The organism is Herbaspirillum sp. SJZ107 (genome assembly GCF_006715485.1).
Classification (GTDB): domain Bacteria; phylum Pseudomonadota; class Gammaproteobacteria; order Burkholderiales; family Burkholderiaceae_D; genus Telluria.
In genome coordinates this window covers 549,825-575,406 of sequence record NZ_VFNH01000001.1, presented here as the reverse complement: position 1 = coordinate 575,406, position 25,582 = coordinate 549,825, and the positions used below count along the sequence as shown (strand labels likewise).

At 63.9% G+C, this 25,582-nt stretch carries 18 protein-coding genes and 1 pseudogene; 7 read left to right on the top strand and 12 right to left on the bottom strand.

All coding sequences use genetic code 11. The annotated features are described in order from the left end of the window. Window positions 1-118: 118 nt before the first annotated feature. The 4 genes from prpF to prpB form a co-directional block, all read right to left on the bottom strand. Entirely contained in the window at window positions 119-1,309 is a 1,191-nt protein-coding gene (gene prpF, locus FBX97_RS02565) for a 2-methylaconitate cis-trans isomerase PrpF (RefSeq protein WP_141828677.1), read from the bottom strand. Window positions 1,310-1,448: 139 nt separating this feature from the next. Beyond that, a complete protein-coding gene (gene acnD, locus FBX97_RS02560) occupies window positions 1,449-4,064 on the bottom strand; it encodes a Fe/S-dependent 2-methylisocitrate dehydratase AcnD (RefSeq protein WP_141828676.1) in 2,616 nt (871 codons plus the stop codon). A gap of 106 nt (window positions 4,065-4,170) precedes the next feature. After that, entirely contained in the window at window positions 4,171-5,334 is a 1,164-nt protein-coding gene (gene prpC / locus FBX97_RS02555; RefSeq protein WP_141828675.1) for a 2-methylcitrate synthase, read from the bottom strand. Between the two features lie 15 nt (window positions 5,335-5,349). After that, window positions 5,350-6,240, bottom strand: a complete 891-nt coding sequence (gene prpB / locus FBX97_RS02550) for a methylisocitrate lyase (RefSeq protein WP_141828674.1) — start codon at window positions 6,238-6,240, stop codon at window positions 5,350-5,352. 273 nt (window positions 6,241-6,513) lie between these two features. On the opposite strand from prpB, the gene FBX97_RS02545 reads away from it, so the two are divergent. From FBX97_RS02545 to FBX97_RS02535, 3 genes are all read left to right on the top strand, one after another. Continuing rightward, the gene (locus tag FBX97_RS02545) at window positions 6,514-8,127 is read left to right on the top strand and encodes a M20/M25/M40 family metallo-hydrolase (protein WP_221631724.1); all 1,614 of its coding nucleotides are present in this window, start codon (window positions 6,514-6,516) and stop codon (window positions 8,125-8,127) included. A 134-nt stretch (window positions 8,128-8,261) separates the two neighbouring features. Then, window positions 8,262-8,723, top strand: coding sequence for a hypothetical protein (locus tag FBX97_RS02540; protein WP_141828673.1), 462 nt, complete (start codon window positions 8,262-8,264; stop codon window positions 8,721-8,723). A 55-nt stretch (window positions 8,724-8,778) separates the two neighbouring features. Next, window positions 8,779-9,201: a hypothetical protein gene (locus tag FBX97_RS02535; protein ID WP_141828672.1), complete on the top strand. Its 423-nt coding sequence runs from the start codon at window positions 8,779-8,781 to the stop codon at window positions 9,199-9,201. 140 nt (window positions 9,202-9,341) lie between these two features. Here the strand turns inward: FBX97_RS02535 and FBX97_RS02530 are convergent, their stop codons facing one another. From FBX97_RS02530 to FBX97_RS02520, 3 genes and pseudogenes are all read right to left on the bottom strand, one after another. Then, the gene (locus FBX97_RS02530; RefSeq protein ID WP_185748445.1) at window positions 9,342-10,454 is read right to left on the bottom strand and encodes a diguanylate cyclase; all 1,113 of its coding nucleotides are present in this window, start codon (window positions 10,452-10,454) and stop codon (window positions 9,342-9,344) included. Window positions 10,455-10,785: 331 nt separating this feature from the next. After that, window positions 10,786-12,459, bottom strand: coding sequence for a cation acetate symporter (locus tag FBX97_RS02525; protein WP_141828670.1), 1,674 nt, complete (start codon window positions 12,457-12,459; stop codon window positions 10,786-10,788). Window positions 12,460-12,524: 65 nt separating this feature from the next. Continuing rightward, window positions 12,525-12,824: pseudogene (locus tag FBX97_RS02520) on the bottom strand (DUF485 domain-containing protein); the annotation flags it as partial. A gap of 155 nt (window positions 12,825-12,979) precedes the next feature. Here FBX97_RS02520 and prpR point away from each other — a divergent pair. The 3 genes from prpR (at window position 12,980) to FBX97_RS02505 (ending at window position 17,350) form a co-directional block, all read left to right on the top strand. After that, window positions 12,980-14,596, top strand: a complete 1,617-nt coding sequence (prpR, locus tag FBX97_RS02515; protein WP_141828668.1) for a propionate catabolism operon regulatory protein PrpR — start codon at window positions 12,980-12,982, stop codon at window positions 14,594-14,596. A 168-nt stretch (window positions 14,597-14,764) separates the two neighbouring features. After that, window positions 14,765-16,153 carry a cystathionine beta-synthase gene (locus FBX97_RS02510; RefSeq protein ID WP_141828667.1) on the top strand — a complete coding sequence of 463 codons (1,389 nt, stop codon included), beginning with the start codon at window positions 14,765-14,767 and terminating at the stop codon, window positions 16,151-16,153. 15 nt (window positions 16,154-16,168) lie between these two features. After that, window positions 16,169-17,350 (top strand): PLP-dependent aspartate aminotransferase family protein, encoded by a 1,182-nt coding sequence (locus FBX97_RS02505; RefSeq protein WP_141828666.1) that lies wholly within the window; start codon window positions 16,169-16,171, stop codon window positions 17,348-17,350. Between the two features lie 69 nt (window positions 17,351-17,419). Here the strand turns inward: FBX97_RS02505 and ilvD are convergent, their stop codons facing one another. The 4 genes from ilvD to clpS form a co-directional block, all read right to left on the bottom strand. Continuing rightward, window positions 17,420-19,282: a dihydroxy-acid dehydratase gene (gene ilvD / locus FBX97_RS02500; protein ID WP_141828665.1), complete on the bottom strand. Its 1,863-nt coding sequence runs from the start codon at window positions 19,280-19,282 to the stop codon at window positions 17,420-17,422. A gap of 37 nt (window positions 19,283-19,319) precedes the next feature. Beyond that, the gene (locus FBX97_RS02495) at window positions 19,320-20,930 is read right to left on the bottom strand and encodes a methyl-accepting chemotaxis protein (protein WP_141828664.1); all 1,611 of its coding nucleotides are present in this window, start codon (window positions 20,928-20,930) and stop codon (window positions 19,320-19,322) included. 139 nt (window positions 20,931-21,069) lie between these two features. Then, window positions 21,070-23,370, bottom strand: a complete 2,301-nt coding sequence (clpA, locus tag FBX97_RS02490; protein WP_141828663.1) for an ATP-dependent Clp protease ATP-binding subunit ClpA — start codon at window positions 23,368-23,370, stop codon at window positions 21,070-21,072. Beyond that, entirely contained in the window at window positions 23,367-23,669 is a 303-nt protein-coding gene (gene clpS, locus FBX97_RS02485; protein ID WP_027864722.1) for an ATP-dependent Clp protease adapter ClpS, read from the bottom strand. The genes clpA and clpS overlap by 4 nt, the downstream gene beginning before the upstream one ends. Before the next feature lie 322 nt (window positions 23,670-23,991). Between clpS and FBX97_RS02480 the strand changes: the two genes are divergently transcribed. Further along, window positions 23,992-24,195 carry a cold-shock protein gene (locus tag FBX97_RS02480; protein WP_020653506.1) on the top strand — a complete coding sequence of 68 codons (204 nt, stop codon included), beginning with the start codon at window positions 23,992-23,994 and terminating at the stop codon, window positions 24,193-24,195. A 96-nt stretch (window positions 24,196-24,291) separates the two neighbouring features. On the opposite strand, the gene icd is transcribed toward FBX97_RS02480, so the two are convergent. After that, on the bottom strand, window positions 24,292-25,575 hold the full coding sequence (gene icd, locus FBX97_RS02475) for an NADP-dependent isocitrate dehydrogenase (RefSeq protein WP_141828662.1): 1,284 nt from the start codon (window positions 25,573-25,575) through the stop codon (window positions 24,292-24,294). Between the last annotated feature and the right edge of the window lie 7 nt (window positions 25,576-25,582).

The window sequence follows — 25,582 nt, the reverse complement described above, 5'->3', positions numbered from 1 at the left end:
GTGTCGGAACCCCTCTTGTATGAGATGCATCATAACCGACTGTGCGGCAATTATTTACTAAAAAGCAAATAAATGTTGCATTGCGATGTAAAGTGACAACGATGCATTGCAGACGCTATCAAACCGTATCGCCAGGGACCCGTACCCAGCCTTCCATCAATACCCGCGCGCTGCGGCTCATCTCGGCCTTGGTCACGGCCCAGTCGCCGTCGACCTGGCGCGCCTCGGCGCCCACGCGCAGAGTGCCGGACGGATGGCCGAAGCGCACGGCTTCGTGCGCACGCCCGCCCGCGGCCAGGCTGACCAGGGTGCCGGGAATCGCCGCCGCGGTAGCGATCGAGACCGCCGCCGTGCCCATCATCGCGTGGTGCAGCTTGCCCATCGAGAGCGCGCGCACCAGCAGGTCGACGTCTTCCGCCCTGACCTGCTTGCCGCTCGATGCCACGTAGTCGGCCGCGGGCGCGACGAAGGCGATCTTGGGCGTGTGCTGGCGCCGCGCGGCCTGCTCCAGATGCTCGATCAGGCCCATGCGCATGGCGCCGTAGGCGCGGATCAGCTCGAACATCGCCAGCGCCTTGGGATCGCTATTGATAGCGTCCTGCAGCTCGGTGCCGGTGTAGCCGATGTCCGCGGCATTCACGAAGATGGTCGGGATGCCGGCGTTGATCATCGTGGCTTTCAGGGTGCCGACGCCGGGCACCTCGAGTTCGTCGACCAGGTTCCCGGTCGGGAACATGGCGCCGCCGCCGCCCTCTTCCTCTGCCGCCGGGTCCATGAACTCGATGCGGACCTCGGCCGCCGGGAAGGTCACGCCATCGAGCTCGAAGTCGCCGGTTTCCTGCACCTGCCCGCCCGTGACGGGGACGTGGGCGACGATGGTCTTGTTGATGTTGGCCTGCCAGATGCGCACCGTGACGATGCCGTCCTGCGGGATGCGCGCCGGGTCGATGAAGCCGTTGCTGATGGCATAGGGACCGATCGCCGCCGACAGGTTGCCGCAGTTGCCGCTCCAGTCGACGAAAGGCTTGTCGATCGAGACCTGGCCGAACAGGTAGTCGACGTCGTGGTCCGGGCGGGTGCTCTTCGCGACGATCACGGTCTTGCTGGTGCTGGAGGTGGCGCCGCCCATGCCGTCGATCTGCTTGGCATAGGGGTCGGGGCTGCCGATCACGCGCAGCAGGAAGCTGTCGCGCGCCTCGCCGGGGACCTGGGCGGGTTCCGGAAGGTCCTGCAGGCGGAAGAAGACGCCTTTGCTGGTGCCGCCGCGCATGTAGACGGCGGGGATTTTGATTTGGGGTGGGTGTGCCATGAGTGTTGTCCCTCGCACGTCGCCCCTGCGAAGGCAGGGGCCCAAGTTGCACGCATATCGGCGGTTCGCAAGACTTGGACCCCTGCCTGCGCAGGGGCGACGTTCATATGTTATCGCTTCAAACTGGCGCTACGTAAGATCAAGCAGCCACCTTGGTCGACGCCAAGAAGTCCTGCGCAAACCGCTGCAGCACCCCGCCCGCCTCGTAGATCGACACTTCCTCGGCCGTATCCAGGCGGCAGGTCACCGGCACCTCGACCGTCTCGCCGTTCTTGCGGTGAATGACCAGGCTCAGGATCGCGCGCGGCGTGCGCTGCCCCACCACGTCGAAGGTCTCGGTGCCGTCGATCCCCAGCGTCAGGCGCGTCACGCCCGGCTGGAATTCGAGCGGCAGCACGCCCATGCCGACCAGGTTGGTCCGGTGGATGCGCTCGAAGCCCTCGGCCACGATCGCTTCCACCCCCGCCAGGCGCACGCCCTTGGCCGCCCAGTCGCGCGACGAGCCCTGGCCGTAGTCGGCGCCGGCGATCACGATCAGCGGCTGCTTGCGCGCCATGTAGGTCTCGATCGCTTCCCACATGCGGGTCACGGTGCCTTCCGGCTCGATGCGCGCCAAAGATCCAGCTCGAACTGCGCCCGCGCGCCCGTTGCCGAAGTCGTCGCGCACCATCTCGTTCTTCAGGGTCGGATTGGCGAAGGTCGCGCGCTGCGCCGTCAGGTGGTCGCCGCGGTGGGTCGCGTAGGAATTGAAGTCTTCTTCCGGCAAGCCCATCTTGTGCAGGTATTCGCCGGCCGCGCTGTCCATCATGATTGCGTTCGATGGCGACAGGTGGTCGGTGGTGATGTTATCGCCCAGCACCGCCAGCGGCCGCATGCCCTGCAGGGTGCGTACGCCGGCCAGCGCGCCTTCCCAGTACGGCGGACGGCGGATGTAGGTACTCGTCGGGCGCCAGTCGTACAGCGGCGACACCGCTTCCTCGGTGCTTTCCTGGCGCGCGAACATCACGTCGTACACGTTGCGGAACTGCTGCGGCTTGACCGACTGCGCCACCACGGCATCGATCTCTTCGTCGCTCGGCCAGATCGAGGCCAGCGTGACCGGCGTGCCGTCCGGGTCGACGCCCAGCACGTCCTTCTCGATGTCGAAGCGGATGGTGCCGGCGATCGCATACGCTACCACCAGCGCCGGCGAGGCCAGGAAGGCCTGCTTGGCGTACGGGTGGATGCGGCCGTCGAAGTTGCGGTTGCCCGACAGGACCGCGGTCGCGTACAGGTCGCGCGCGATGATCTCCTGCTGGATCACCGGGTCGAGAGCCCCGCTCATGCCATTGCAGGTGGTGCAGGCAAAGGCGACGATGCCGAAGCCGAGCTGTTCCAGTTCCGGCAGCAGCCCCGCTTCTTCGAGGTACAGCGCCACCGCCTTGGACCCCGGCGCCAGCGAGGACTTGACCCAGGGCTTGCGCAGCAGCCCGGCCTTGTTGGCGTTGCGCGCCAGCAGGCCGGCGGCCACCATGTTGCGCGGGTTGTTGGTGTTGGTGCAGCTGGTGATGGCGGCGATGATCACGGCGCCGTCCGGCATGCGGCCCGGCTCGTTTTCCACGACGCCGGCGATGCCGCGCGCCGCCAGTTCCGAGGTCGGCACGCGCTTGTGCGGGTTGGAGGGGCCGGCGATGTTGCGCACCACGGTCGACAGATCGAACTGCAGCACGCGTTCGTACTCGACGTTCGCCAGCGTGTCGGACCACAGCCCGGTCTCCTTCGCATACAGCTCGACCAGCTTCACCAGCTCGTCGTCGCGGCCGGTCAGCTTGAGGTAGTTGATGGTCTGCTCGTCGATCGAGAACATGGCCGCGGTGGCGCCGTATTCCGGCGCCATGTTGGAGATCGTGGCACGGTCCCCCAGCGTCAGGCTGGCAGCGCCTGCGCCGTAGAACTCCAGGTAGGCGGAGACGACCTTCGAGGTGCGCAGGAACTCCGTCAAGGCCAGCACGACGTCGGTCGCGCTGATGCCCGGCTGGACCTTGCCGGTCAGCTCGACGCCGACGATGTCCGGCAGGCGCATGTACGAGGCGCGGCCCAGCATGACACTCTCGGCTTCCAGGCCGCCGACGCCGATCGCAATGACCCCCAGCGCATCGACCATCGGCGTGTGCGAATCGGTACCGACCAGCGTGTCCGGAAAGGCCACGCCATCGCGCACCTGCACCACGGGACTCATGCGCTCCAGGTTGATCTGGTGCAGGATGCCGTTCCCGGGCGGGATCACGTCGACGTTCTGGAAGGCCTTCCTGGTCCACTCGATGAAATCGAAGCGGTCTTCGTTGCGGCGGTCCTCGATGGCGCGGTTCTTGGCAAAGGCATCCGGATCGAAGCCGCCGCACTCGACCGCCAGCGAATGGTCGACCACCAGCTGGGTCGGCACCACCGGATTGACCAGCCGCGGATCGCCGCCCTGCAGCGCGATGGCATCGCGCAGGCCGGCCAGGTCGACCAGGGCGGTCTGGCCGAGGATGTCGTGGCACACCACGCGCGCCGGGAACCAGGGGAAGTCGAGGTCGCGCTTGCGCTCGATTAATTGCTTGAGCGACGGCACCAAGGCGTGCGGCTCGCAGCGGCGCACCAGGTTTTCGGCCAGGACGCGCGCCGTGTAGGGAAGCTTGTCCCAGGCGCCGGGCTGGATCTCGTCGACGGCGGCGCGGGCGTCGAAGTAATGCAGGTTGGTGCCGTGCAGGGGTTTGCGGTAGTTGCTGTTCATGATGATTGATTCTCTTGTTAACGCTCGACCGTATTGTTAACGCTCGAACCGTCGCCCCTGCGAAGGCAGGGGCCCAAGCTGATGCGTCTCTATTCCATCCCTCAGCTTACTTCCGCTCCGCCAGCGGCACGAACGTCAAATCCTCCGGCCCCACATAATTCGCGCTCGGCCGGATGATCTTGTTATCGATGCGCTGCTCGATGACGTGCGCCGACCAGCCCGACGTCCGCGCGATCACGAACAGCGGCGTGAACATCGCCGTCGGCACGCCCATCATGTGGTACGACACGGCCGAGAACCAGTCCAGGTTCGGGAACATCTTCTTGACTTCCCACATCACCGATTCCAGGCGTTCGGCGATATCGAACATCTTCATCGAACCGGCGCCCTGCGACAAGTTGCGCGCGACTTCCTTGATCACCTTGTTGCGCGGATCGGAAATCGTGTACACCGGGTGGCCGAAGCCGATCACGACTTCCTTGTTGGCGACGCGGTTGCGGATGTCGGCTTCGGCTTCGTCGGCATTCTCGTAGCGCTTCTGGATGTCGAACGCGGCTTCGTTGGCGCCGCCGTGCTTCGGGCCGCGCAGCGCGCCGATGGCGCCGGTGATGGCCGAGTGGATGTCGGACCCGGTGCCGGCGATCACGCGCGCGGTGAAGGTCGAGGCGTTGAACTCGTGCTCGGCATACAGGATCAGCGACGTGTGCATCGCCCTGACCCAGTCGGCCGGCGGCTTGAAGCCGTGCACCAGGTGCAGGAAGTGGCCACCGATCGAATCGTCATCTAGCTCAACCTCGATCCGCTTGCCGTTGTGGCTGAAGTGGTACCAGTACAGCAGCATCGAACCGAACGAGGCCATCAGGCGGTCGGCGATGTCGCGCGCCCCGGCGATGCTGTGGTCATCCTTTTCGGGCAGCACGCAGCCGAGGGTCGACACGCCGGTACGCATCACGTCCATCGGATGGGCGCCGGCCGGCAGCGCTTCCAGTGCCGACTTGACCGCCTGCGGCAGGCCGCGCAGCGACTTCAGCTTGGCCTTGTAGCCGCGCAGCTCGGCCTCGTTGGGCAGCTTGCCGTGCACCAGCAGGTAGGCGATTTCCTCGAATTCGCAGGCATCGGCCACGTCCAGGATGTCGTAGCCGCGGTAATGCAAATCGTTGCCGGAACGGCCCACCGAGCACAGCGCCGTGTTGCCGGCGGCGACGCCGGACAGGGCCACCGATTTCTTCGGCTTGAAGGTTGGCACGTCGGTTTTGGCTTGTTCAGTCATATCGGATCTCCGTATTTATTTGGCTTTGTTCTGTGCAAACAGCGCATCGAGTTTCTGCTCGAAGCTGTGATAGTCGATGCGGTCGTAGAGTTCAGCGCGCGTCTGCATGGTGTCGAGCACGTTCTGCTGGGTGCCGTCGCGGCGGATCGCCGTGTAGACGTTCTCGGCCGCCTTGTTCATCGCGCGGAAGGCCGACAGGGGGTACAGCACGATGTCGACGTCGGCGCCTTTCAGCTCCTCGACCGTGAACAGCGGCGTGCTGCCGAACTCCGTGATGTTGGCCAGGATCGGCACCTTGACGGCCTGCTTGAACTGCTTGTACATCTCCAAGCTGGTAATCGCTTCCGGAAAGATCATGTCGGCGCCGGCTTCGACGCAGGCCACGGCGCGCTCGACTGCCTTGTCGAGGCCCTCGACGGCCAGCGCATCGGTACGCGCCATGATCACGAAATCGTCGTCGGTGCGCGCATCGGCGGCCGCCTTGATGCGGTCGACCATCTCGCCCTGGCTGACAATTTCCTTGTTCGGACGATGGCCGCAGCGCTTGGCACCGACCTGGTCCTCGATGTGGCAGGCGCCGGCGCCGGCCTTGATCAGCGAGCGCACGGTGCGCGCCACGTTGAAGGCGGACGCGCCGAAGCCGGTATCGACGTCGACCAGCAGCGGCAGGTCGCACACGTCGCTGATGCGGCGCACGTCGATCAGCACGTCTTCCAGGCCCGAGATGCCCAGGTCCGGCAAGCCCAGCGAACCGGCCGCGACGCCGCCGCCCGACAGGTAGATCGCGCGGTAGCCGGCGCGCTTGGCCAGCAGGGCGTGGTTGGCGTTGATCGCCCCCACCACCTGCAGCGGATGTTCTTCCTGGACGGCGCGGCGGAATGCGGCGCCTGCGGACTGTTGGCTCATTGCGTGATCCTTTCGGGTTGGCGGTCTATGAATATGGACGAGCAATATGCAAGGCGCGTGCCAGTCACGGTTCGATGGCAGCAAAGCGGATTTTCAAAGACTTGGCAGCATTCAGGCAAGCACGGCTGCACTCCTTATGTTTCATGATGTTTCAGTGTGAAACATCGCTTGGAAACAGCGCAACACCTGTGCCGATCATGAACATCGCATAGCCGTTGACATAGTTCAATAAATTCAACAGACTTTCCTGAACAATATTAATCAGGGGAATTCATGTTCGACATCCGCAAGGCCAGCCTGCTGGCTGCCGTTCTCATCACCTGCAGCGGCGCCCAGGCCGAGCCGGTCGACGCCAACACGATCAACCGCATCGCCGACGAAGGCTACAACCGTGGCCAGGTCGCCACCCTCGCCGCCTACCTGAGCGACCAGATCGGCGGCCGCATGACCAACTCGCCCGCCATGCGCAAGGCTGAGAAATGGACCCAGCAGACCTTCAGCGGCTGGGGCTTGCAGAACGTCCACCTCGAAGGCTACGAGTTCGGCCGCGGCTGGTGGATCGAATCGGCGGGCGCCCGCATGGTAACGCCGCGCCCTCTGGGCTTGACCGCGATCCCGGTCGCCTGGACCCCGCCGACCCGCGGCACGCTCAGTGCTTCGATCGTCGTCGCCCCGATCCGCCACGTGCGCGACCTGGCAGCATGGAAAGGCAAGGTACGCGGCAAGATCGTCCTGATCAGCTACCCGGACGACGCCAAGGACGGCACCAGCGCCCCCTTCAAGCGCTACGACGAAGCCGAACTCGGCAAGCTGTCGACCTACGACCAGCCGCACTTCGATCCGGAGCAGTCGTTCGACCTGTACAAGAAATACTTCGAACTGGCGCGCGAGATCGACCGCTTCATGGCAGCCGAGGGCGCGCAGGCCCTTGTGAAGATGTCCTACCGTAACGGCGGCCTGGTGCAAGGCGAAGGCTATTTCCACGGCAAGAGCGACACCGTCTCGCTGCCGGCCGTCGAAATGGCCGCCGAAGACTACCGCCGCCTGGCGCGCCTGGCGAAAGTCGGCGAAGTCAAGCTCGAGCTGAACAACAACGTCCACTTCGACGACCGCGACACCAAGGCCTACAACGTGCTGGCCGAGATCCCGGGCAGCGATCCGCAGGCCGGCTACGTGATGGCCGGCGCCCACCTCGACAGCTGGGTGGCCGGCGACGGCGCCGCCGACAACGGCGCCGGCTCGGTGGTGGTGATGGAAGCGGCGCGTATCCTGTCGCAGCTGGGCGTGAAACCGAAGCGCACCATCCGCTTCGCCCTGTGGACTGGCGAAGAGCAAGGCCTGCTCGGTTCGCTCGCCTACATCAAGCAGCACATCGCGACCCGCCCCCGCCCCGCCAGTGCGGCACAAGCCAAGGTGCCGGAATTCATGTGGGAGACCTACCCGATCACGCCGCTGGCCGGCTTCAACGACATGACGGCCTACTTCAACCTCGACAACGGCTCGGGCAAGATCCGCGGCATCTACGCCGAAGGCAATTTCGCTGCAATGCCGGTGCTGCGCAACTGGCTGGCACCGTTTGCCAGTCTGGGGGCCGATAAAGTGGTGGCGAAAAAGACCGGCGGGACCGACCACGAAATCATGGCGGGGATGGGCTTGCCGGCGTTCCAGTTCATCCAGGATCCGCTGGATTACGGCAGCCAGGTACATCACTCGAACCTGGATACCTATGATCACCTGCGCACCGAAGACCTGCGCCAGGCGTCGGTGATCATGGCGACCGTGCTGCTGCAGGCGGCGGAGAGCGATACGCCGATGCCGAGGAATGTGTTGCCGAAGCAGCCTACGGCGACGGATCCTTTCCGTTATCGGGATCCGGCGAAAGACTGAATGCGTGGGCATGCGGGTCTGCTTTCTACTGTGCTATCCGCCGATGAAAGCAGGCCGGTGCAAAGCCCGTTACCAGCCTGGTGGCTGACGAATGCCAACCAGGTAGAAATGCAGCATCGTTACCCCATCATTCTATGCACTGGTCCCTTGGCTTCCGCACCAATATTATTCTCCTGCTCGGGTATGTCGCCGTCATCACGGCTTGCTTTGCGGTTTCCCCACCGCCGGCGGTCTGGATGCTGCTTCCATTCCCGCTGATCGGGTTCGCGGTCGGTGTATATCAAGCGCGTGCAGTCCGGACATCGCCTGAAGCCTTCCTTCATACCAAGTCTGCATTGCAGGTACGTGCAGCGTTTATGTCCATTCCGGATGGGAAATTCGCGTTCCGTCTGATGTGGTTGAATGCAATCGCGATCGTTGGCGTGCTGTTCCTGTCGCCCAGCGCGACGGGGCTGGCATCGCCATCGACGATCCTGTGCGCACTCGCATTGGGTGGGCTGGGTCGGGAACTCATCACCTTTCCGGCGATGATGGCGTTGGGAGGTTGCGTCGAGGCTGAGATAGCGACTCGGCTCCCTGGACGTGCTCTGGGCTGAGCATGGTAACTTCCGAACAACAGCGTCGAGCTTCCAAAAACACACTTGTTCATCGATGAAACTTCACTTCCATTACATCGCCTGCATGGCCATCGCCTTCTGCACGGCCTCAAGTCAGGCTCAGGATGTGGATACGCCATGGCAACTGCGAATCATGGACTTGAACCATCAAGTCAAAGTGGACGCAACAGTACGATTTACAAAGGAAAAGGCCACCGAATCCTGCATCGGGGGTCAATGGAAAAGGGTCGTGGTCGAGAGGAAAATCAACGCCGACGAAAAATTCTTTCCATTGAACGAACTCCTGGCTTATGACGTGGAGCGGGGGGAATTGACCTTGGGTCGGACCCAAGTCTGTGATGGCTACCGGTTTTTGACTGGCAAATTGCGCCCCCGGATGATCTCAGGTGCGTACAAGATAGTCGGGCCTGGGTACAGCGAAAAGCTTGGCTATTTTTCTTTGAACAAGACCCAGTAAATCCCGACGGCTAAGTGCCGTGCATGCCAAATGCCTCACCGCATTCCTGACTTGCATGGATGTCAAACCGTCGCTGGTGCCATCAGGGATGTCAGTTGCCAGGGTGGCTCGCATCATCCGAGCATCCGCGCTCTTGCGTTCTATGCCGACTGGAAGACACCAGTCGATGCGGACACGGTATCGGGCAAGAAAAACACCTGGTTACGCCCGCCCTTCTTGGCTTCGTACATGGCTTCATCGGCCATGTGGATCCACATCGCACTCGTGCGCACACGCGAGCTGTACATGGCTACCCCAATGCTCAAGGTCGGTATCGGCTCGCCCTCCCGGACCGCGGCATCCGGCCGCGCAAGCGCGCACATGCGCTCGAAGACACCGGTGGCTTCCACTCGGCTCGTATTGCGCAGAATGACGCAGAACTCGTCACCGCCATAGCGCGCCACCGTATCCTGTTCCTGTACGCAGGACAACATGATCCTGGCGACTTTTTGCAGCGCCCGGTCGCCGGCGATATGGCCGAATTTGTCGTTGATGTCCTTGAACTGGTCGACGTCGACCAGCGCCACGACGCTCCGATGGATGTCGTTACCCGGCGCCCTCACCCAGTCGTCGAGTATTTCATTGAACGCAGCACGATTGGTCAAGCCCGTCAGGGAATCCGTCCGGCTCATGTCGCGCAGTTGGTTCTTGTGTTTGATGAGCTGGACCGCCGTGAGGTAGGCAACGTATCCCAACGATAAGGGGTACAAGACCAGCAAAGGCAGGCAAGCCGCAATTTGCGTACGGCTCAAGACGTCGTGAAAGGATGTGCCCAGCGTCAGATAGCTCACGCCTGCCCCCAGCAGGCTTGCCATCACGCCGCGCCCCATGAAACGCGGTCCACCCATGGCCATGTTGTTCATGGTGACCATGCTAAGGATGCACACCGAAGGAATCGGATTGAAGCCCATGACCGCGGCAAACATGCCCGCCATGAAAGCGTCGACCAGCATGCTGCGGCGCTCGGTATCGATGGGGCGTGCGCTGGACTTGGCGAGCAAATAAGCCAAATGCGGCCACAAAAAGCAGTAGCTGATCAATAGCCCAAGCACCAGCCGGCCATGGTGCGGCGCCGACAAGCTGAAGAATACCGCCAGAAAACCCATGCTCAGCCCGAGGCAACGCGGCAGGTAGAAGCGCTTGGGCAAAGCCATGCTCTGGGTCTTGCGCTGCTTGGGCAGGTAGGGAGACGAAAATGTTGGGTTGCGGTGCATTGTTGAGCTGGGGTTACATCGAACCAGCCACATGGTACGCATTTTCGTCAAAAGTTCCAACAAGAAACTATTAGTATAATTTTAGAAACAATATTGCTATTTATAATATGTTTCCGCCAAAACCGCCTGAAAATGCGTTTTTATGATCACAACGCGACAAGCTGAACTTGTCTTTCGATTACTGAACAACTCTGACAACAATATCTCTAATCACTAATCACAATGACAAAGTATCCGTAAAGCAACGGAATTGCGCGTATCGCCTTACGCCGGAAAGCAAACAGCCCGGTCGACGAATCGACCGGGCTGTCGGATCAGCTGATTGCGACGATCAGTGCGCAGTAGCGCCGGCTGCACCGATACCGGTTTCCGAACGCACTTCCTGCGCCTCGAAACCGGCCTTGTCGATTGCCGCGCGCGGGCCGCTGTCGGTGACCGAGAACAGCCACACGCCGACGAAGCCGACGATCATCGAGAACAGGGCCGGCGAGGTGTACGGGAAGATCGCTGCCTTGTTGTGGAACACATCGACCCACACCGACTTCGACACCACGGTCAGGCCGACCGCCGTGATGAGGCCGAGGAAGCCGCCGACGGTGGCGCCGCGGGTGGTGCAGCCCTTCCACAGCACCGACATGAACAGCACCGGGAAGTTGGCCGAGGCGGCGATGGCGAAGGCCAGCGACACCATGAAGGCGACGTTCACGCTCTGGAACACGATACCCAGCAGCACGGCGATGATGCCCAGGCAGATGGTGGTGATCTTGGACACGCGCAGTTCGCTGCCCGGGGTGGTCTGGCCCTTCTTGATGACGGTGGCGTACAGGTCGTGCGACACGGCCGAGGCACCCGACAGCGTCAGGCCCGCCACCACCGCCAGGATGGTCGCGAAGGCCACGGCCGAGATGAAGCCGAGGAAGATATCGCCGCCCACGGCCTTGGCCAGGTGCACCGCCGCCATGTTGTTACCGCCCAGCAGCTTGCCGGCAGCATCCTTGAAGGCCGGGTTGGTACCGACCAGCACGATCGCGCCGAAGCCGATGATGAACACCAGCACGTAGAAGTAGCCGATCCAGGTGGTCGCCCACAGCACCGACTTGCGCGCTTCCTTGGCGCTCGGGACGGTGAAGAAGCGCATCAGGATGTGCGGCAGGCCGGCGGTACCGAACATCAGCGCCATGCCGAAGGAGATGCCGGAGATCGGGTCCTTGATGAAGGTGCCCGGGCCCATGATGGCGTCGCCCTTGGCGTGCACTTCGACGGCCTTGGCGAACAGCTGCTCCGGGCTGAAGTTGAACATCGACAGCACCGAGAATGCCATGAAGGTGGTACCGGCCAGCAGCATCACGGCCTTGATGATCTGCACCCAGGTGGTGGCGGTCATGCCGCCGAACAGCACGTAGACCATCATCAGGATGCCGACCAGGACCACGGCGATCCAGTAGTCCAGGCCGAACAGCAGCTTGATCAGCTGGCCGGCGCCGACCATCTGCGCGATCAGGTAGAACAGCACGACGACCAGGGTCCCCGAGGCGGCGAACAGGCGCACCGGCTTCTGGGCGAAGCGGTAGGCGGCGACGTCGGCAAAGGTGAAGCGGCCCAGGTTGCGCAGGCGCTCGGCCATCAGGAAGGTCAGCACCGGCCAGCCGACCAGGAAGCCGATCGCGTAGATCAGGCCGTCGAAGCCGTCCAGGAACACGGCGGCGGAGATGCCGAGGAAGGAGGCGGCCGACATGAAGTCGCCGGCGATCGCGAGGCCGTTCTGGAAGCCGGTGATGCCGCCGCCGGCGGTGTAGAAGTCGGACGCCGAGCGGGTGCGCTTGGCGGCCCATTTGGTGATGAACAGGGTCAGCAGCACGAACACCGCGAACATCGCGATCGCGGTCCAGTTGGTGGCTTGCTTGGTGGCCTGGCCGAGGTCCGGCGCCGCCATGGCGCTGCCGGCGAGGGCCAGCAGGGCGAAGGCGGCCGCCAGGTAGGAGAAGATGCGGGTGGTCTTGGTCATGCGCGTACCTTGGTCGGCTGGGTCACGTGGGCGTTGGTGGCGGCCGGCTGGGCGGTGCCCGCGCCGGCGTTCTGGTGGATGGCGTCGGTGAGCGCGTCGAACTCGCGGTTCGCGCGGCGCACGTAGATGGCGGTGACGGCCACCGTGAACAGGATCACAAACAGGCCCAGGGGCACGCCCCAGGACATGACGCCGTTGCCGATCTTCGATGCCATGAAGGCCTTGTCCCAGGCGTTCAGCGCGGTGAAGCCGTAGTAGACCACCATGACCGACAGGGCCAGCATCCAGCCGTAGCGGGAGCGTGTCCTGACGAGTTTCTGGTAGTTCGGGTCATTCTTGACCCGTTGTACGAGGTCTGCTTCCATTTTTTGTCTCCATTCATTTTATTAATGCCAGTACAGCCGGCTGGTTTCGATCCTACGGGCGGCCCCTTACCCGATTCTTACGGCAGAAGCCGAAAACCATATTTACCGGCGTTTCAAATGAAACCCCGTGGAATGAAATGCACTACACTTGAAACATGAGTTATCCCATTCGCAGCGCCCCCGAATCCGGCAAGCCCGTCATCTGGACCGTGTCCGTGTCCCGCCTGTCCGACCTGTTCCGCGACATCACCCTCGAATACGATCACCTGGCGCAGATCGAACCGCTGCACCTGGGCTTCGACGAAGCAGCGCGCCATATCCGCGAGCGCATGGCGGGCGAGCATTGCGATGTCGTGATCGCGGCCGGCTCCAACGGCGCTTACCTGAAGAGCCGGATCTCGGTGCCGGTGGTGGTGGCCCAGGCCAGCGGCTTCGACTTCATGCAGGCGCTGGCGCGGGCTCGGCGCCTGTCGGCACGGATCGGCGTGATCCAGTACCAGCGGCCGCTGCCGGAACTGGCCGAGTTCGCGGCGACCTTCGGCCTGGTGATCGAGCAGCGCACCTATGTGACCGAGGAAGATGCGCGCGCCGGCATCGACGAATTGAAAGCCGGCGGGATCGAGGTCATCGTCGGCGCCGGCTTGATTACCGACCTGGCCGAGGAAGCGGGCCTGAAGGCGGTGTTCGTGTATTCGGCGGCCTCGATCCGGCGCGCCTTCGACGATGCGCTGGAGCTGGCGCGCCTGACCCAGTTGGAAAAAAGCCGCCCGATGCGCCCGGCCGCCGTGGACAGCCGCCGGGCGCGGCGTGGCCTCAACGATCTGCGTGGCGAGTCGCCGGCGATGGAACGCCTGCGCCAGAGCGTGGTGCTGTACGCGCGCTCGCCGGCGACCGTGCTGATCCAGGGCGAAACCGGCAGCGGCAAGGAGCTGGTGGCGCAGGCGATCCACCGCGAGAGCCCGCGCCGCGGCGCCAACCGGCCCTTCGTCGCCGTGAATTGCGGCGCCATCGCCGAGTCGCTGCTGGAATCCGAGCTGTTCGGCCACGAGGAAGGCGCGTTCACGGGCGCGCGCCGCGGCGGTCACGCCGGCTTGTTCGAAGCGGCGAACGGCGGCACCCTGTTCCTGGACGAGATCGGCGAAATGCCGCTCGCGCTGCAGACGCGCCTGCTGCGCGTGCTCGAGGAGCGCGAAGTGATGCGGGTGGGCGGCACGCGGCCGGTGCCGATCGACGTGCGCGTGATCAGCGCCACCCATTGCGACCTGGAGGCACGCGTGCGCGACGGCCGCTTCCGTGCCGACCTGTTCTACCGGCTGGCCGTGCTGCGCCTCGCCCTGCCACCGCTGCGCGCGCGCGCGGAAGACATCGCGCCGCTGGCCGAGTGGTCGCTCAAGCATGCGCTGGCGGCGCTGGATGCGCGGCCGCATCCGAACCTGGCGGCCGAGATCGCGGCCTGCGCGCCGCTGCTGCAGGCGTATGGCTGGCCCGGGAACGTGCGCGAGCTGCGCAACCTGATGGAACGGCTGGCGTTGTTCCTGGCGGCCGAGCCCCTGCAGGCGCTGACGCCGAGCTTCCTGCTGGCGATCGCGCCCGAGCTGGCCCGGCTTGCGCTGCCCTCCCCGGCCGCGCTGGAGGCGCAGGTACCGCCGCCCCCGGTCCGGGAAAGCGCGGCCGAGGTGCTGGCGCGCTTCGGCGGCCAGCGCGATGCCGCCGCACGCCACCTGGGCATCAGCCGCACCACCTTATGGCGCCGTTTGAAAGAAGGAAATTAGCATTTAGAAAGTGAGCCGCTCTAACCTAATACGAGCTCAAGTGGTTTAATCTCCCCCAAACCACGACGCCGAATTTAGTCGTATGATGCCTTTTTTATACGGCCTGGCGCCCGATCGTGCCAGCTTTCCAGGCGGCGCCCATGAAGTGCCGCGTAGTTCGGAGGCATCATGCAAGACGCGCGTAGCAATACCTCGTCAGCGGCGATTTTTTCGCTGATCGGCAATACCCCGCTGGTCGAAGTCACCCGCATCGACACCGGCCCCTGCCAGCTCTTCCTCAAGCTCGAATCCCAGAATCCCGGCGGCTCCATCAAGGACCGCATCGGCCGCGCCATGATCGAGGCGGCCGAGCTGGATGGCCGCCTGCAGCCCGGCGGCACCGTGGTCGAAGCCACCGCCGGGAATACCGGCCTCGGCCTGGCGCTGGTGGCGCGTATCAAGGGCTACCGGGTGGTCCTGGTCGTGCCCGACAAGATGGCGGCGGAAAAGGTGCTGCACCTGAAGGCGCTCGGCGCCGAGATCCACCTGACCCGTTCCGACGTCGGCAAGGGCCATCCCGAGTACTACCAGGATTATGCGGCGCGCCTGGCCAGGGAGATTCCCGGCGCCTGGTTCGCCGACCAGTTCAACAACCCGGACAATCCGCGCGCCCACGAAACCACGACCGGCCCCGAAATCTGGGAACAGATGCGCCACGAGATCGACGCCATCGTGGTCGGCGTCGGCTCGTCCGGCACCCTCAGCGGCCTGTCGCGCTATTTCGCGCAGGTACAGCCAGGCCTCGAATTCGTGCTGGCCGATCCGCAAGGCTCGATCCTGGCCGACTACATCAAGACCGGCAAACTGTCGGATGTCTCCGGCTCGTGGGCGGTCGAAGGCATCGGCGAAGACTTCATCCCGGCGATCGCCGACCTGTCGCGCGTGAAGACGGCGTACTCCATCAGCGACGAGGACAGCTTCAATACCGCGCGCGAACTGCTGCGCCAGGAAGGCATCCTGGCCGGTTCCTCCACCGGCACCCTGCTCGCCGCCGCCCTGCGCTACTGCCGCGCCCAGACCACGCCGAAGCGGGTCGTCACCTTCGTGTGCGACACCGGCACCCGCTATCTCACCAAGGTCTACAGCGACGGCTGGATGGTCGACCAGGGCCTGCTGCACCGTCCGAAACTGGGCGACCTGCGCGACCTGATCGGGCGCCGCTTCGACGACGGCGAAGTGGTGACGGTGGCGCCGTCCGACACCCTGCTGACCGCCTTCAACCGCATGCGCAGCGCCGACCTGGCCCAGCTGCCGGTGGTCGAGCATGGCAAGCTGGTCGGCCTGATCGACGAGTCCGACCTGTTGTTGCACGTCACCAGCGAACGCGAGCGCTTCGGCGCACCGGTCTCGGATACGATGACCACCGAGCTGAAGACGCTGGCGCCCTCGGCGCGCATGCGCGAACTGCGCGAGATCCTCGACCGTGGCCTGACTGCCGTCATCGCCGACGGCGACCATTTCTATGGGCTGATCACGCGTTTCGATCTTCTCAATCACCTGCGCCGCACCCTGACCTGATATGCGTTACTTGATATGAGCGACGACACCAAGCAAAAGCGCCGCCTGGCCACCCGCGTGATCCACGGCGGCCAGGCGCCCGACCCGGCCACCGGCGCCGTGATGCCGCCGATTTATGCCACCTCGACCTTTGCTCAGGAAAGCCCGGGCGTGCACAAGGGCCTGGACTACGGCCGCTCGCACAACCCGACGCGCTGGGCGCTGGAGCGCTGCGTGGCCGACATCGAAAGCGGCGGCGCCGCCTTTGCCTTCGCGTCCGGCCTGGCGGCCATCGCCGCCGTGCTGGAACTGCTGCCGGCCGGCTCCCACATCGTCGCCGGCGACGACATGTACGGCGGCACCTTCCGCCTGTTCGAGCGGGTGCGCCGCCTCAGCGCCGGCCACGCATTCAGCTACGTCGACCTGACCGACCCGCTGGCCCTGGCCGGCGCGCTGCGCCCGGAAACGAAGATGGTCTGGGTCGAGACGCCGACCAACCCGATGCTGAAGCTGGCCGACCTGCATGCCATTGCCGAGGAATGCCGCGGGCGCGGCATCATCACGGTCTGCGACAACACCTTCGCCAGCCCGGTCAACCAGCGGCCGCTGGAACTGGGCATCGACATCGTGGTGCACTCGACCACCAAGTACATGAACGGGCACTCGGACGTGATCGGCGGCGTGGCCGTGGTCGGTACCGAAGCCCGCCACCAGCCGCTGCGCGAACGCCTCGGCTTCATCCAGAATGCGGTGGGTGCGATCCAGGGGCCGTTCGACAGCTTCCTGGTACTACGCGGCATCAAGACCCTGGCCCTGCGGGTGGAGCGCAGCAATGCCAATGCGCTGGAACTGGCCGGGTGGCTGGCATCGCAGCCGAAGGTGAAACGCGTGCACTACCCTGGCCTGGCGTCGCATCCGCAGCACGAACTGGCGCGGCGCCAGATGCATGGCTACGGCGGCATCATCTCGGTCGACCTCGATACCGACTTGGCCGGCGCGCGCCGCTTCCTCGAGCATTGCGAAGTGTTCACGCTGGCCGAGAGCCTGGGCGGTGTCGAGAGCCTGATCGAGCATCCGGCAATCATGACGCATGCGACCATACCGCCGGAACAGCGGGCGGCGCTGGGGATCGGGGATGGCTTGATCCGCTTGTCGGTGGGGATCGAGGATGTGGAGGATCAGCGGGCGGATCTGGTGCGGGCGCTTGCCGCGGTGTGAGAAAAAATACGTCGTTTCCGGCAATGCCGGAAACGACCCCCCGCGAAGGCGGGGAGGATGTAGATAGTATTAACGCTTCAGCTGCGAAAGATCGCGCACCGCCCCACGATCCGCCGACGTGGTCAGCGCCGCATACGCCTGCAAGGCCTGCGATACCACACGTTCACGGCCGACCGGCTGCCATGCATCCGCGCCGCGCGCTTCCATCGCCATGCGGCGGTGTCCCAGTTCCTCGGCCGACACACGCAGACCGATGGTGCGCGCCGGGATGTCGATGTCGATCATGTCACCCTCTTCCACCAGGCCGATCGCGCCGCCTTCGGCCGCTTCCGGCGACGCGTGGCCGATCACCAGGCCCGACGAGCCGCCCGAGAAGCGTCCGTCGGTGAACAGCGCGCACGCCTTGCCGAGGCCTTTCGACTTGATGTACGAGGTCGGGTACAGCATCTCCTGCATGCCCGGTCCGCCCTTCGGTCCTTCGTAGCGGATGATGACGACGTCGCCGGCCACCACCTGGTCACCCAGGATGGCATCGACTGCCGCGTCCTGGCTTTCGAACACGCGCGCGCGGCCGGAGAATTTCAGGATGCTCTCGTCGACGCCGGCAGTCTTGACGATGCAGCCCTTCTCGGCGATGTTGCCGTACAAGACAGCCAGGCCGCCGTCCTGCGAATAGGCGTGCTCGCGGTCGCGGATGCAGCCCAGGCTGCGGTCGAGGTCGTTGGACGCGTAGCGTTCCGATTGCGAGAACGCCACCTGGGTCGGCACGCCGCCCGGCGCCGCGCGGAACAGCTGGTGCACGGCGCGGTCGTCGCTACGGCGGATATCGTATTTCTCGATGGCGTCGCCCAGCGTCGGGCTGTGCACGGTCGGCAGCGAGGTGTCGAGCAGGCCGGCGCGTGCCAGTTCGCCCAGGATCGAGATGATGCCGCCGGCGCGGTGCACGTCTTCGATGTGGTATTTGTCGGTCATCGGCGCCACCTTGCACAGGCAGGGCACCAGGCGCGAGATGCGGTCGATGTCGGCCATCGTGAACGCCACCTGTGCTTCGTGCGCGGCGGCCAGCAGGTGCAGCACGGTGTTGGTCGAGCCGCCCATCGACACGTCCAGCGCCATCGCATTTTCGAACGCGGCCTTGCTGGCGATCGAGCGCGGCAGGACCGAGTAGTCGTCTTGTTCGTAGTGGCGCTTGGCGATGTCGACGATCAGGCGCCCCGCTTTCAGGAACAGTTCCTTGCGGTCGCTATGGGTGGCGACGATGGTGCCGTTGCCCGGCAGCGACAGGCCGAGCGCTTCGGTCAGGCAGTTCATCGAATTCGCGGTGAACATGCCCGAGCACGAGCCGCAGGTCGGACAGGCCGAGCGCTCGGCTTCCAGCACGTCGGCATCGGACACCTTGGCGTCGCCGGCCTTGATCATGGCGTCGATCAGGTCGAGCTTGATGATCTTCTGCTCGTTGTTGACGACCTTGACCACCTTGCCCGCCTCCATCGGCCCGCCGGACACGAACACGGTCGGGATATTCAGGCGCATCGCAGCCATCAGCATGCCGGGCGTGATCTTGTCGCAATTCGAGATGCAGACCATGGCGTCGGCGCAGTGGGCATTGACCATGTACTCGACCGAGTCGGCAATCAGGTCGCGTGACGGCAGCGAGTACAGCATGCCGCCATGGCCCATCGCGATGCCGTCGTCGACGGCAATGGTATTGAATTCCTTGGCGACGCCGCCGGACGCTTCGATCTCGCGCGCCACCAGCTGGCCCAGGTCCTTCAGGTGGACGTGGCCAGGCACGAACTGGGTGAAGGAATTCACCACGGCGATGATCGGTTTCTCGAAGTCGCCATCCTTCATGCCGGTGGCGCGCCACAGGGCGCGGGCCCCTGCCATATTGCGGCCTTGGGTGGTGGTGCGGGAACGGTATGTCGGCATGGTCAAACTCCTGATCGGTCTTAACTGAAACAAAAGCCTAGCTTGCCGTCCCTGCTGTGATTTGTCCAATATATGATTCAAGACGTTGTGATTCTTCTTGCATATCACGGATGCGGAAGGTCGCTACCACGCCGGTCAACTGCCCGGCCTGGCCGCGCATGCTGTCGGCCGCCGCCGCGGCGCGCCCGACCAGTGCCGCATCCTGCCCGGTCGCCTCGTCGAGTTCGGCGATCACGGCGCGCACCTGGGCAATGCCGGACGCCTGCCCTGCGCTGGCGGCATTGATCGCCTGCAGCAGCCCGGCCACGCGCTCGACCCGTTCGAGGATCTGCTGCATGGTGCTGCCGGCGGCGCCGGCGATGGCGGTGCCGGCTTCGATCGTGCCGACGGTCTCCCCCACCAGTGCCTTGATCTCGCGCGCTGCCGAAGCCGAGTGCTGGGCCAGGTTGCGCACTTCGGCCGCCACCACCGCAAAGCCGCGGCCCTCGGCGCCGGCACGGGCCGCTTCCACCGCCGCGTTCAGGGCCAGGATATTCGTCTGGAAGGCGATGCCGTCGATCAGGGCCGTGATGTCGCCGATGCGCGCGGCCGAGGCGCGGATGGTGTCCATGCGTTCGACCACCTGGGCCACCGCACCGGCGCCTTCGCGCGCCACGGTGGAGGCCGTCAGGGCCAGGGCGTTGGCGTCGTGCGCATGGGCGTGGTTGCGCTGCACTGCCTCGGTCAGCTCGGCCATCGCGCCGACGGTGCGGTGCAGGCTGTGCGCCTGCTGCTCGCTGCGGCGCGCCAGGTCGCGGTTGCCGATGGCCAGTTCGCCCGATGCATCGTCGATGCTGCGCGCCGAGGCCAGCACTTTCGCCACCGTGCTCGAGACGCCGTCGGTCATGTGGTTCAGGGCATCGAACAAACGGCCGATTTCATCGACGCGGCGGTGCGCGATGACGCCGCTCAGGTCGCCGCCCGCCACGCGCTCGGCCAGGTCGACCGCAGCCTGCAGCGGACGCACGATGCTGCGCGTCAGCAGTGCACCGGTGACGCAGCCGGTCGCCAACGCCAGCAGGCCGAGCCCCAGCAGCAGGCTGCGGCTGAAGGCAAAGGCCGCGGACGAGGCCTCGGCCAGCGCATGCGCCTCGCGCGTCTGGCGCGCCAGCAGTGCCTCAAGAGTACCGCTCCAGGCGTCGAAGGTGCGGGCCAGCTCGTTGCCGGTCAGTTGCTCCACTTCCTGGGTCTTGCCGAATTCCTTGGCCTGGAACACTTGCTGGCGCACCTTCAGGTAAGCCAGCTTATGCTGTCCGGCACGCTCCAGCAGGATGCGTTCGTCGGCCGGGGCCGGCAGCTTGGCGAGGCGCGCTTCGATCTGTGCCGCGCTCTTCTCGCCGCTATTCAATTGCGCCTGGAAATAATCGCCGACTTCGAGGCTGTCGCTGCGCGCAATCGACACCGCGCGCACGCCGTTCAGGCGCACCACGCCCAGCAGTTCGGAGGTCAGCTGCTGGCGCGCCAGCTTGTTGTCGACCAGGTCGCGGGTGGTGGCGTCGGCCGCCTGCATGCGCCACAGCGCGACGATGGAAACGATGACGATGGCCAGGGAGACCACGGCGAAGGCACCGAGGATCTTGGTGCCGGTCTGGATACGGGAGAGTGTCATGATGCGCTGCACGGGGTCCGGGTGTGCCGGCAGTATAAAAATGCCGTATGACAACATCATGAAACGATGAAGAAACGTCAGGACGAAAAAAAGCCCGCACGAGGCGGGCTTTCGTAGTCTTGCGACTTGGCCGGAGCGATTACTCGATCTCGACCGTCTCGACCGGTTCCGGCGGCGGCGGGACGTCGCCTTCGGAGAACTCGAGGATCACGTCGTCCTTGTCATTCAGGTCGACGGTGACGCGTCCGCCGTTGACCAGGCGGCCGAACAGCAGCTCGTCGGCCAGCGCCTTGCGGATCATGTCCTGGATCAGGCGCGACATCGGACGGGCACCCATCAGCGGATCGAAACCTTTCTTGCCGAGGAACTTGCGCAGTTTCTCGGTGAAGACGGCTTCCACCTTCTTCTCGTGCAGCTGCTCTTCCAGCTGCATCAGGAACTTGTCCACGACGCGCAGGATGATGTCCTCGTCCAGCGCGCGGAAGCTGATGATCGCATCCAGGCGGTTGCGGAACTCCGGCGTGAACATGCGCTTGATGTCGGCCATCTCGTCGCCTGCCGCCTTCGAATCCACGAAGCCCACCGAACGCTTGGTCAGGCTTTCGGCGCCCGCGTTCGTGGTCATGATGATGATCACGTTGCGGAAGTCCGCCTTGCGGCCGTTGTTGTCGGTCAGCGTGCCATGGTCCATCACCTGCAGCAGGATGTTGAAAATGTCCGGGTGGGCTTTTTCAATCTCGTCCAGCAGCAGCACGGTGTGCGGCTTCTTGGTGATGGCCTCGGTGAGGAGACCGCCCTGGTCGAAGCCGACGTAGCCCGGCGGCGCACCGATCAGGCGCGACACCGCGTGGCGTTCCATGTACTCCGACATGTCGAAGCGCACCAGGTCGATGCCCAGGATGAACGCCAGCTGCTTCGCGACTTCGGTCTTGCCGACGCCGGTCGGACCCGAGAACAGGAAGGAGCCGATCGGCTTGTCCTGCTTGCCCAGGCCTGCACGGGCCATCTTGATCGCGGCCGACAGCGCTTCGATCGCCGGGTCTTGCCCGAACACGACGTTGCGCAGGTCGCGGTCGATGGTCTGCAGCTTGCTGCGGTCGTCCTGGTTGACCGTTTGCGGGGGAATCCGCGCGATCTTCGCGATGATGTCCTCGATCTCGGTCTTGCCGATGGTCTTCTTCTGCTTCGACTTCGGCAGGATGCGCTGTGCCGCACCGGCTTCGTCGATCACGTCGATCGCCTTGTCGGGCAGGTGACGGTCGTTGATGAAGCGGGCTGCCAGTTCGGCCGCGGTCGAGAGTGCCGACGACGAGTACTTCACGCCGTGGTGCTCTTCGAAGCGCGACTTCAGGCCACGCAGGATCTGCACGGTCTGCTCGACCGACGGTTCGTTGACGTCGACCTTCTGGAAGCGGCGGCTCAGCGCGTGGTCCTTCTCGAACACGCCGCGGAATTCCGTGAACGTGGTCGCGCCGATGCACTTGAGCTGGCCGTTGGCCAGGGCCGGCTTCAGCAGGTTCGATGCGTCGAGCGTACCGCCCGATGCCGAACCGGCGCCGATGATCGTGTGGATCTCGTCGATGAACAGGATGCCGTTCGGCGTGTCCTTCAGCTGCTTGAGCACCGCCTTCAGGCGCTGCTCGAAGTCGCCGCGGTACTTGGTGCCGGCCAGCAGCGCACCCATGTCGAGCGAGAACACGACGGCGTTCTGCAGGATCTCGGGCACGTCTTCCTGGACGATGCGCCATGCCAGGCCTTCGGCGATCGCGGTTTTACCCACGCCCGCTTCACCGACCAGCAGCGGATTGTTCTTGCGGCGGCGGCACAGGATCTGGATCACGCGGTCGACTTCTTCCTCGCGACCGATCAGCGGATCGATGCGACCGTCTGCAGCAGCCTTGTTCAAGTTCTGGGTGAACTGATCCAATGGGCTTTCCTTGGCCTGGCCTTCGACTTGCGCTTCTTCCACGCCTTCCGACGCCTTCTGGCTGTCGATCTGCTGGTCCTTGCGCACGCCATGCGAAATGAAATTGACCACGTCGAGACGGGTCACACCCTGCTGGTGCAGGTAGTAAACGGCGTGCGAGTCCTTCTCGCCGAAGATCGCCACCAGCACGTTCGCGCCGGTTACTTCCTTCTTGCCGTTCGACGCCGACTGCACGTGCATGATCGCACGCTGGATCACGCGCTGGAAGCCGAGCGTCGGTTGGGTGTCGACCTCGCCGGTGCCGGGCACCGTCGGGGTGTTGTCGCCGATGAAATTCGTCAAGGTCTTGCGCAGATCTTCGATATTGACCGCGCACGCACGCAGGACTTCAGCGGCCGACGGATTGTCGAGCAGCGCCAGCAACAGGTGTTCGACCGTGATGAATTCGTGTCGAGCCTGCCGCGCTTCGACAAAGGCCATGTGTAAAGAGACTTCTAATTCCTGCGCAATCATACTTCCTCCATCACGCACTGCAGGGGATGGCCTGCCTTGCGCGCATGCGTTAATACAAACTCCACTTTGGTACACGCTATATCTTTGGAAAACACACCGCACACCCCTTTGCCGTGCCGGTGTACGGAAAGCATGATCTGCGTCGCCGTTTCGCGATCCTTATTGAAGTACTCCTGGATAATGGCGACTACGAACTCCATCGGGGTGTAGTCGTCATTGAGCAGCGCCACCTGGTACAAGGGCGGTGGCTTGACGGTCTGCCGCTCCAGCAGCTGTTCTGTATCGTGCTTGGTTGCCATAAGGGTATTCTAAAGTGCTTTTCGTGTCCGTGCGTACGCTAACAATCAGAGCGTGTCCATTTGCTTTCCATCTTACGCGTTTTCGGTTCCATGCGCAGATGGCGACCCGATTGCAGAAATCAAGAGTTCGTTTTTAGAGCCGTCTAGAAATTTTTACAACAGCTGTTCAAAAGCGCTTGACTTGCGGGATTATTGCACCAACAATGCAGTTATTGACATGTACTTATGTACTTGTTGATAAGAAGTGAGCAGGCTGAGGAGGGGGCAAGAAGCTTCTTGCTTTTATGGCTCGTGTGATTTGTTTTTAATCGAAAGTTATTTTATGGCAACAGGTACTGTTAAGTGGTTCAATGATTCCAAAGGTTTTGGCTTCATCACCCCAGATGACGGCGGCGAGGATTTGTTTGCACACTTCTCCGCAATCAACATGAACGGTTTTAAGACTCTCAAAGAAGGTCAAAAAGTCCAATTCGAAGTCACGCAAGGCCCTAAAGGCAAGCAAGCTTCCAACATCCAGGGCATGTAATCATTCCCCTCGGAAGCAAAAGCCCCGCCGCGGCGGGGTTTTTTTATGGCAGCGCGGCATCCTCGCCGCCGCGCGCCTCCCCCGCCGCCGACCCCTCTATATAATAAAGGACGGTTCCTTCACGCCGTTCATGTCGTCGATCATCGCATCGCCGAAGCCCGAGCACGACACCTGCTTGGCACCTTCCATCAAACGCGCGAAGTCGTAGGTTACCCGCTTGGACAGGATCGTCGCTTCCATCGAGCTGATGATCAGGTCGGCCGCTTCGCTCCAGCCCATGTGACGCAGCATCATCTCGGCCGACAGGATCAGCGATCCCGGGTTCACATAATCCTTGCCCGCGTATTTCGGCGCGGTACCGTGGGTGGCTTCGAACATCGCCACCGAATCCGACATGTTGGCGCCCGGCGCAATGCCGATGCCGCCGACCTGGGCCGCGACCGCGTCCGAGATGTAGTCGCCGTTCAGGTTCATGGTAGCGATGACGCTGTACTCGGCGGGACGCATCAGCACTTGTTGCAGGAAAGCGTCGGTGATCGAATCCTTGATCATGATGTCGCGCCCCGTCTTCGGGTTGCGCACCTTGCACCACGGGCCGCCGTCGACCAGTTCGGCGCCGAATTCCTTCTGCGCCAGCGCATACGCCCAGTCGCGGAAGCCACCCTCGGTGTACTTCATGATGTTGCCCTTGTGGACGATGGTGACCGAGGGCTTGTCGAAGTCGATCGCATACTGGATCGCCTTGCGCACCAGGCGCTCGGTCCCTTCGCGCGACACCGGCTTGATGCCGATCGCCGAGGTCTCCGGAAAACGCAGCTTCTTGACGCCCATCTCGTCCGTCAGGAAGGCGATGATCTTGCGTGCGCCTTCCGACTCCGCCGCCCATTCGATGCCGGCGTAGATGTCTTCGGAATTCTCGCGGAACACGACCATGTCGGTCTTTTCCGGCTCGCGCAGCGGCGACGGCACGCCACGGTAGTAGCGCACCGGGCGCTCGCAGACGTACAGGTCGAGTTGCTGGCGCAGCGTCACGTTGAGAGAACGGATGCCGCCGCCGACCGGCGTGGTCAGCGGTCCCTTGATCGAGACCACGTAGTCCTTCACCGCGGCCAGGGTTTCCGCCGGCAGCGCGGTCTCGGGACCGTACAGGCGGGTCGCCTTGTCGCCGGCATAGATTTCCATCCAGTGGATCCTGCGTTCGCCGTCATACGCCTTGGCCACCGCGGCATCGACCACCTTGCGCATCACCGGGGTCACGTCGACGCCGACGCCGTCGCCTTCGATGAACGGAATGATGGGCTGGTCGGGCACGTTCAGGGTGCCGTCGGCGTTGACGGTGATTTTCTGGCCGTCGCCAGGGACTTCGATATGTTGGCTCATCGCCTCC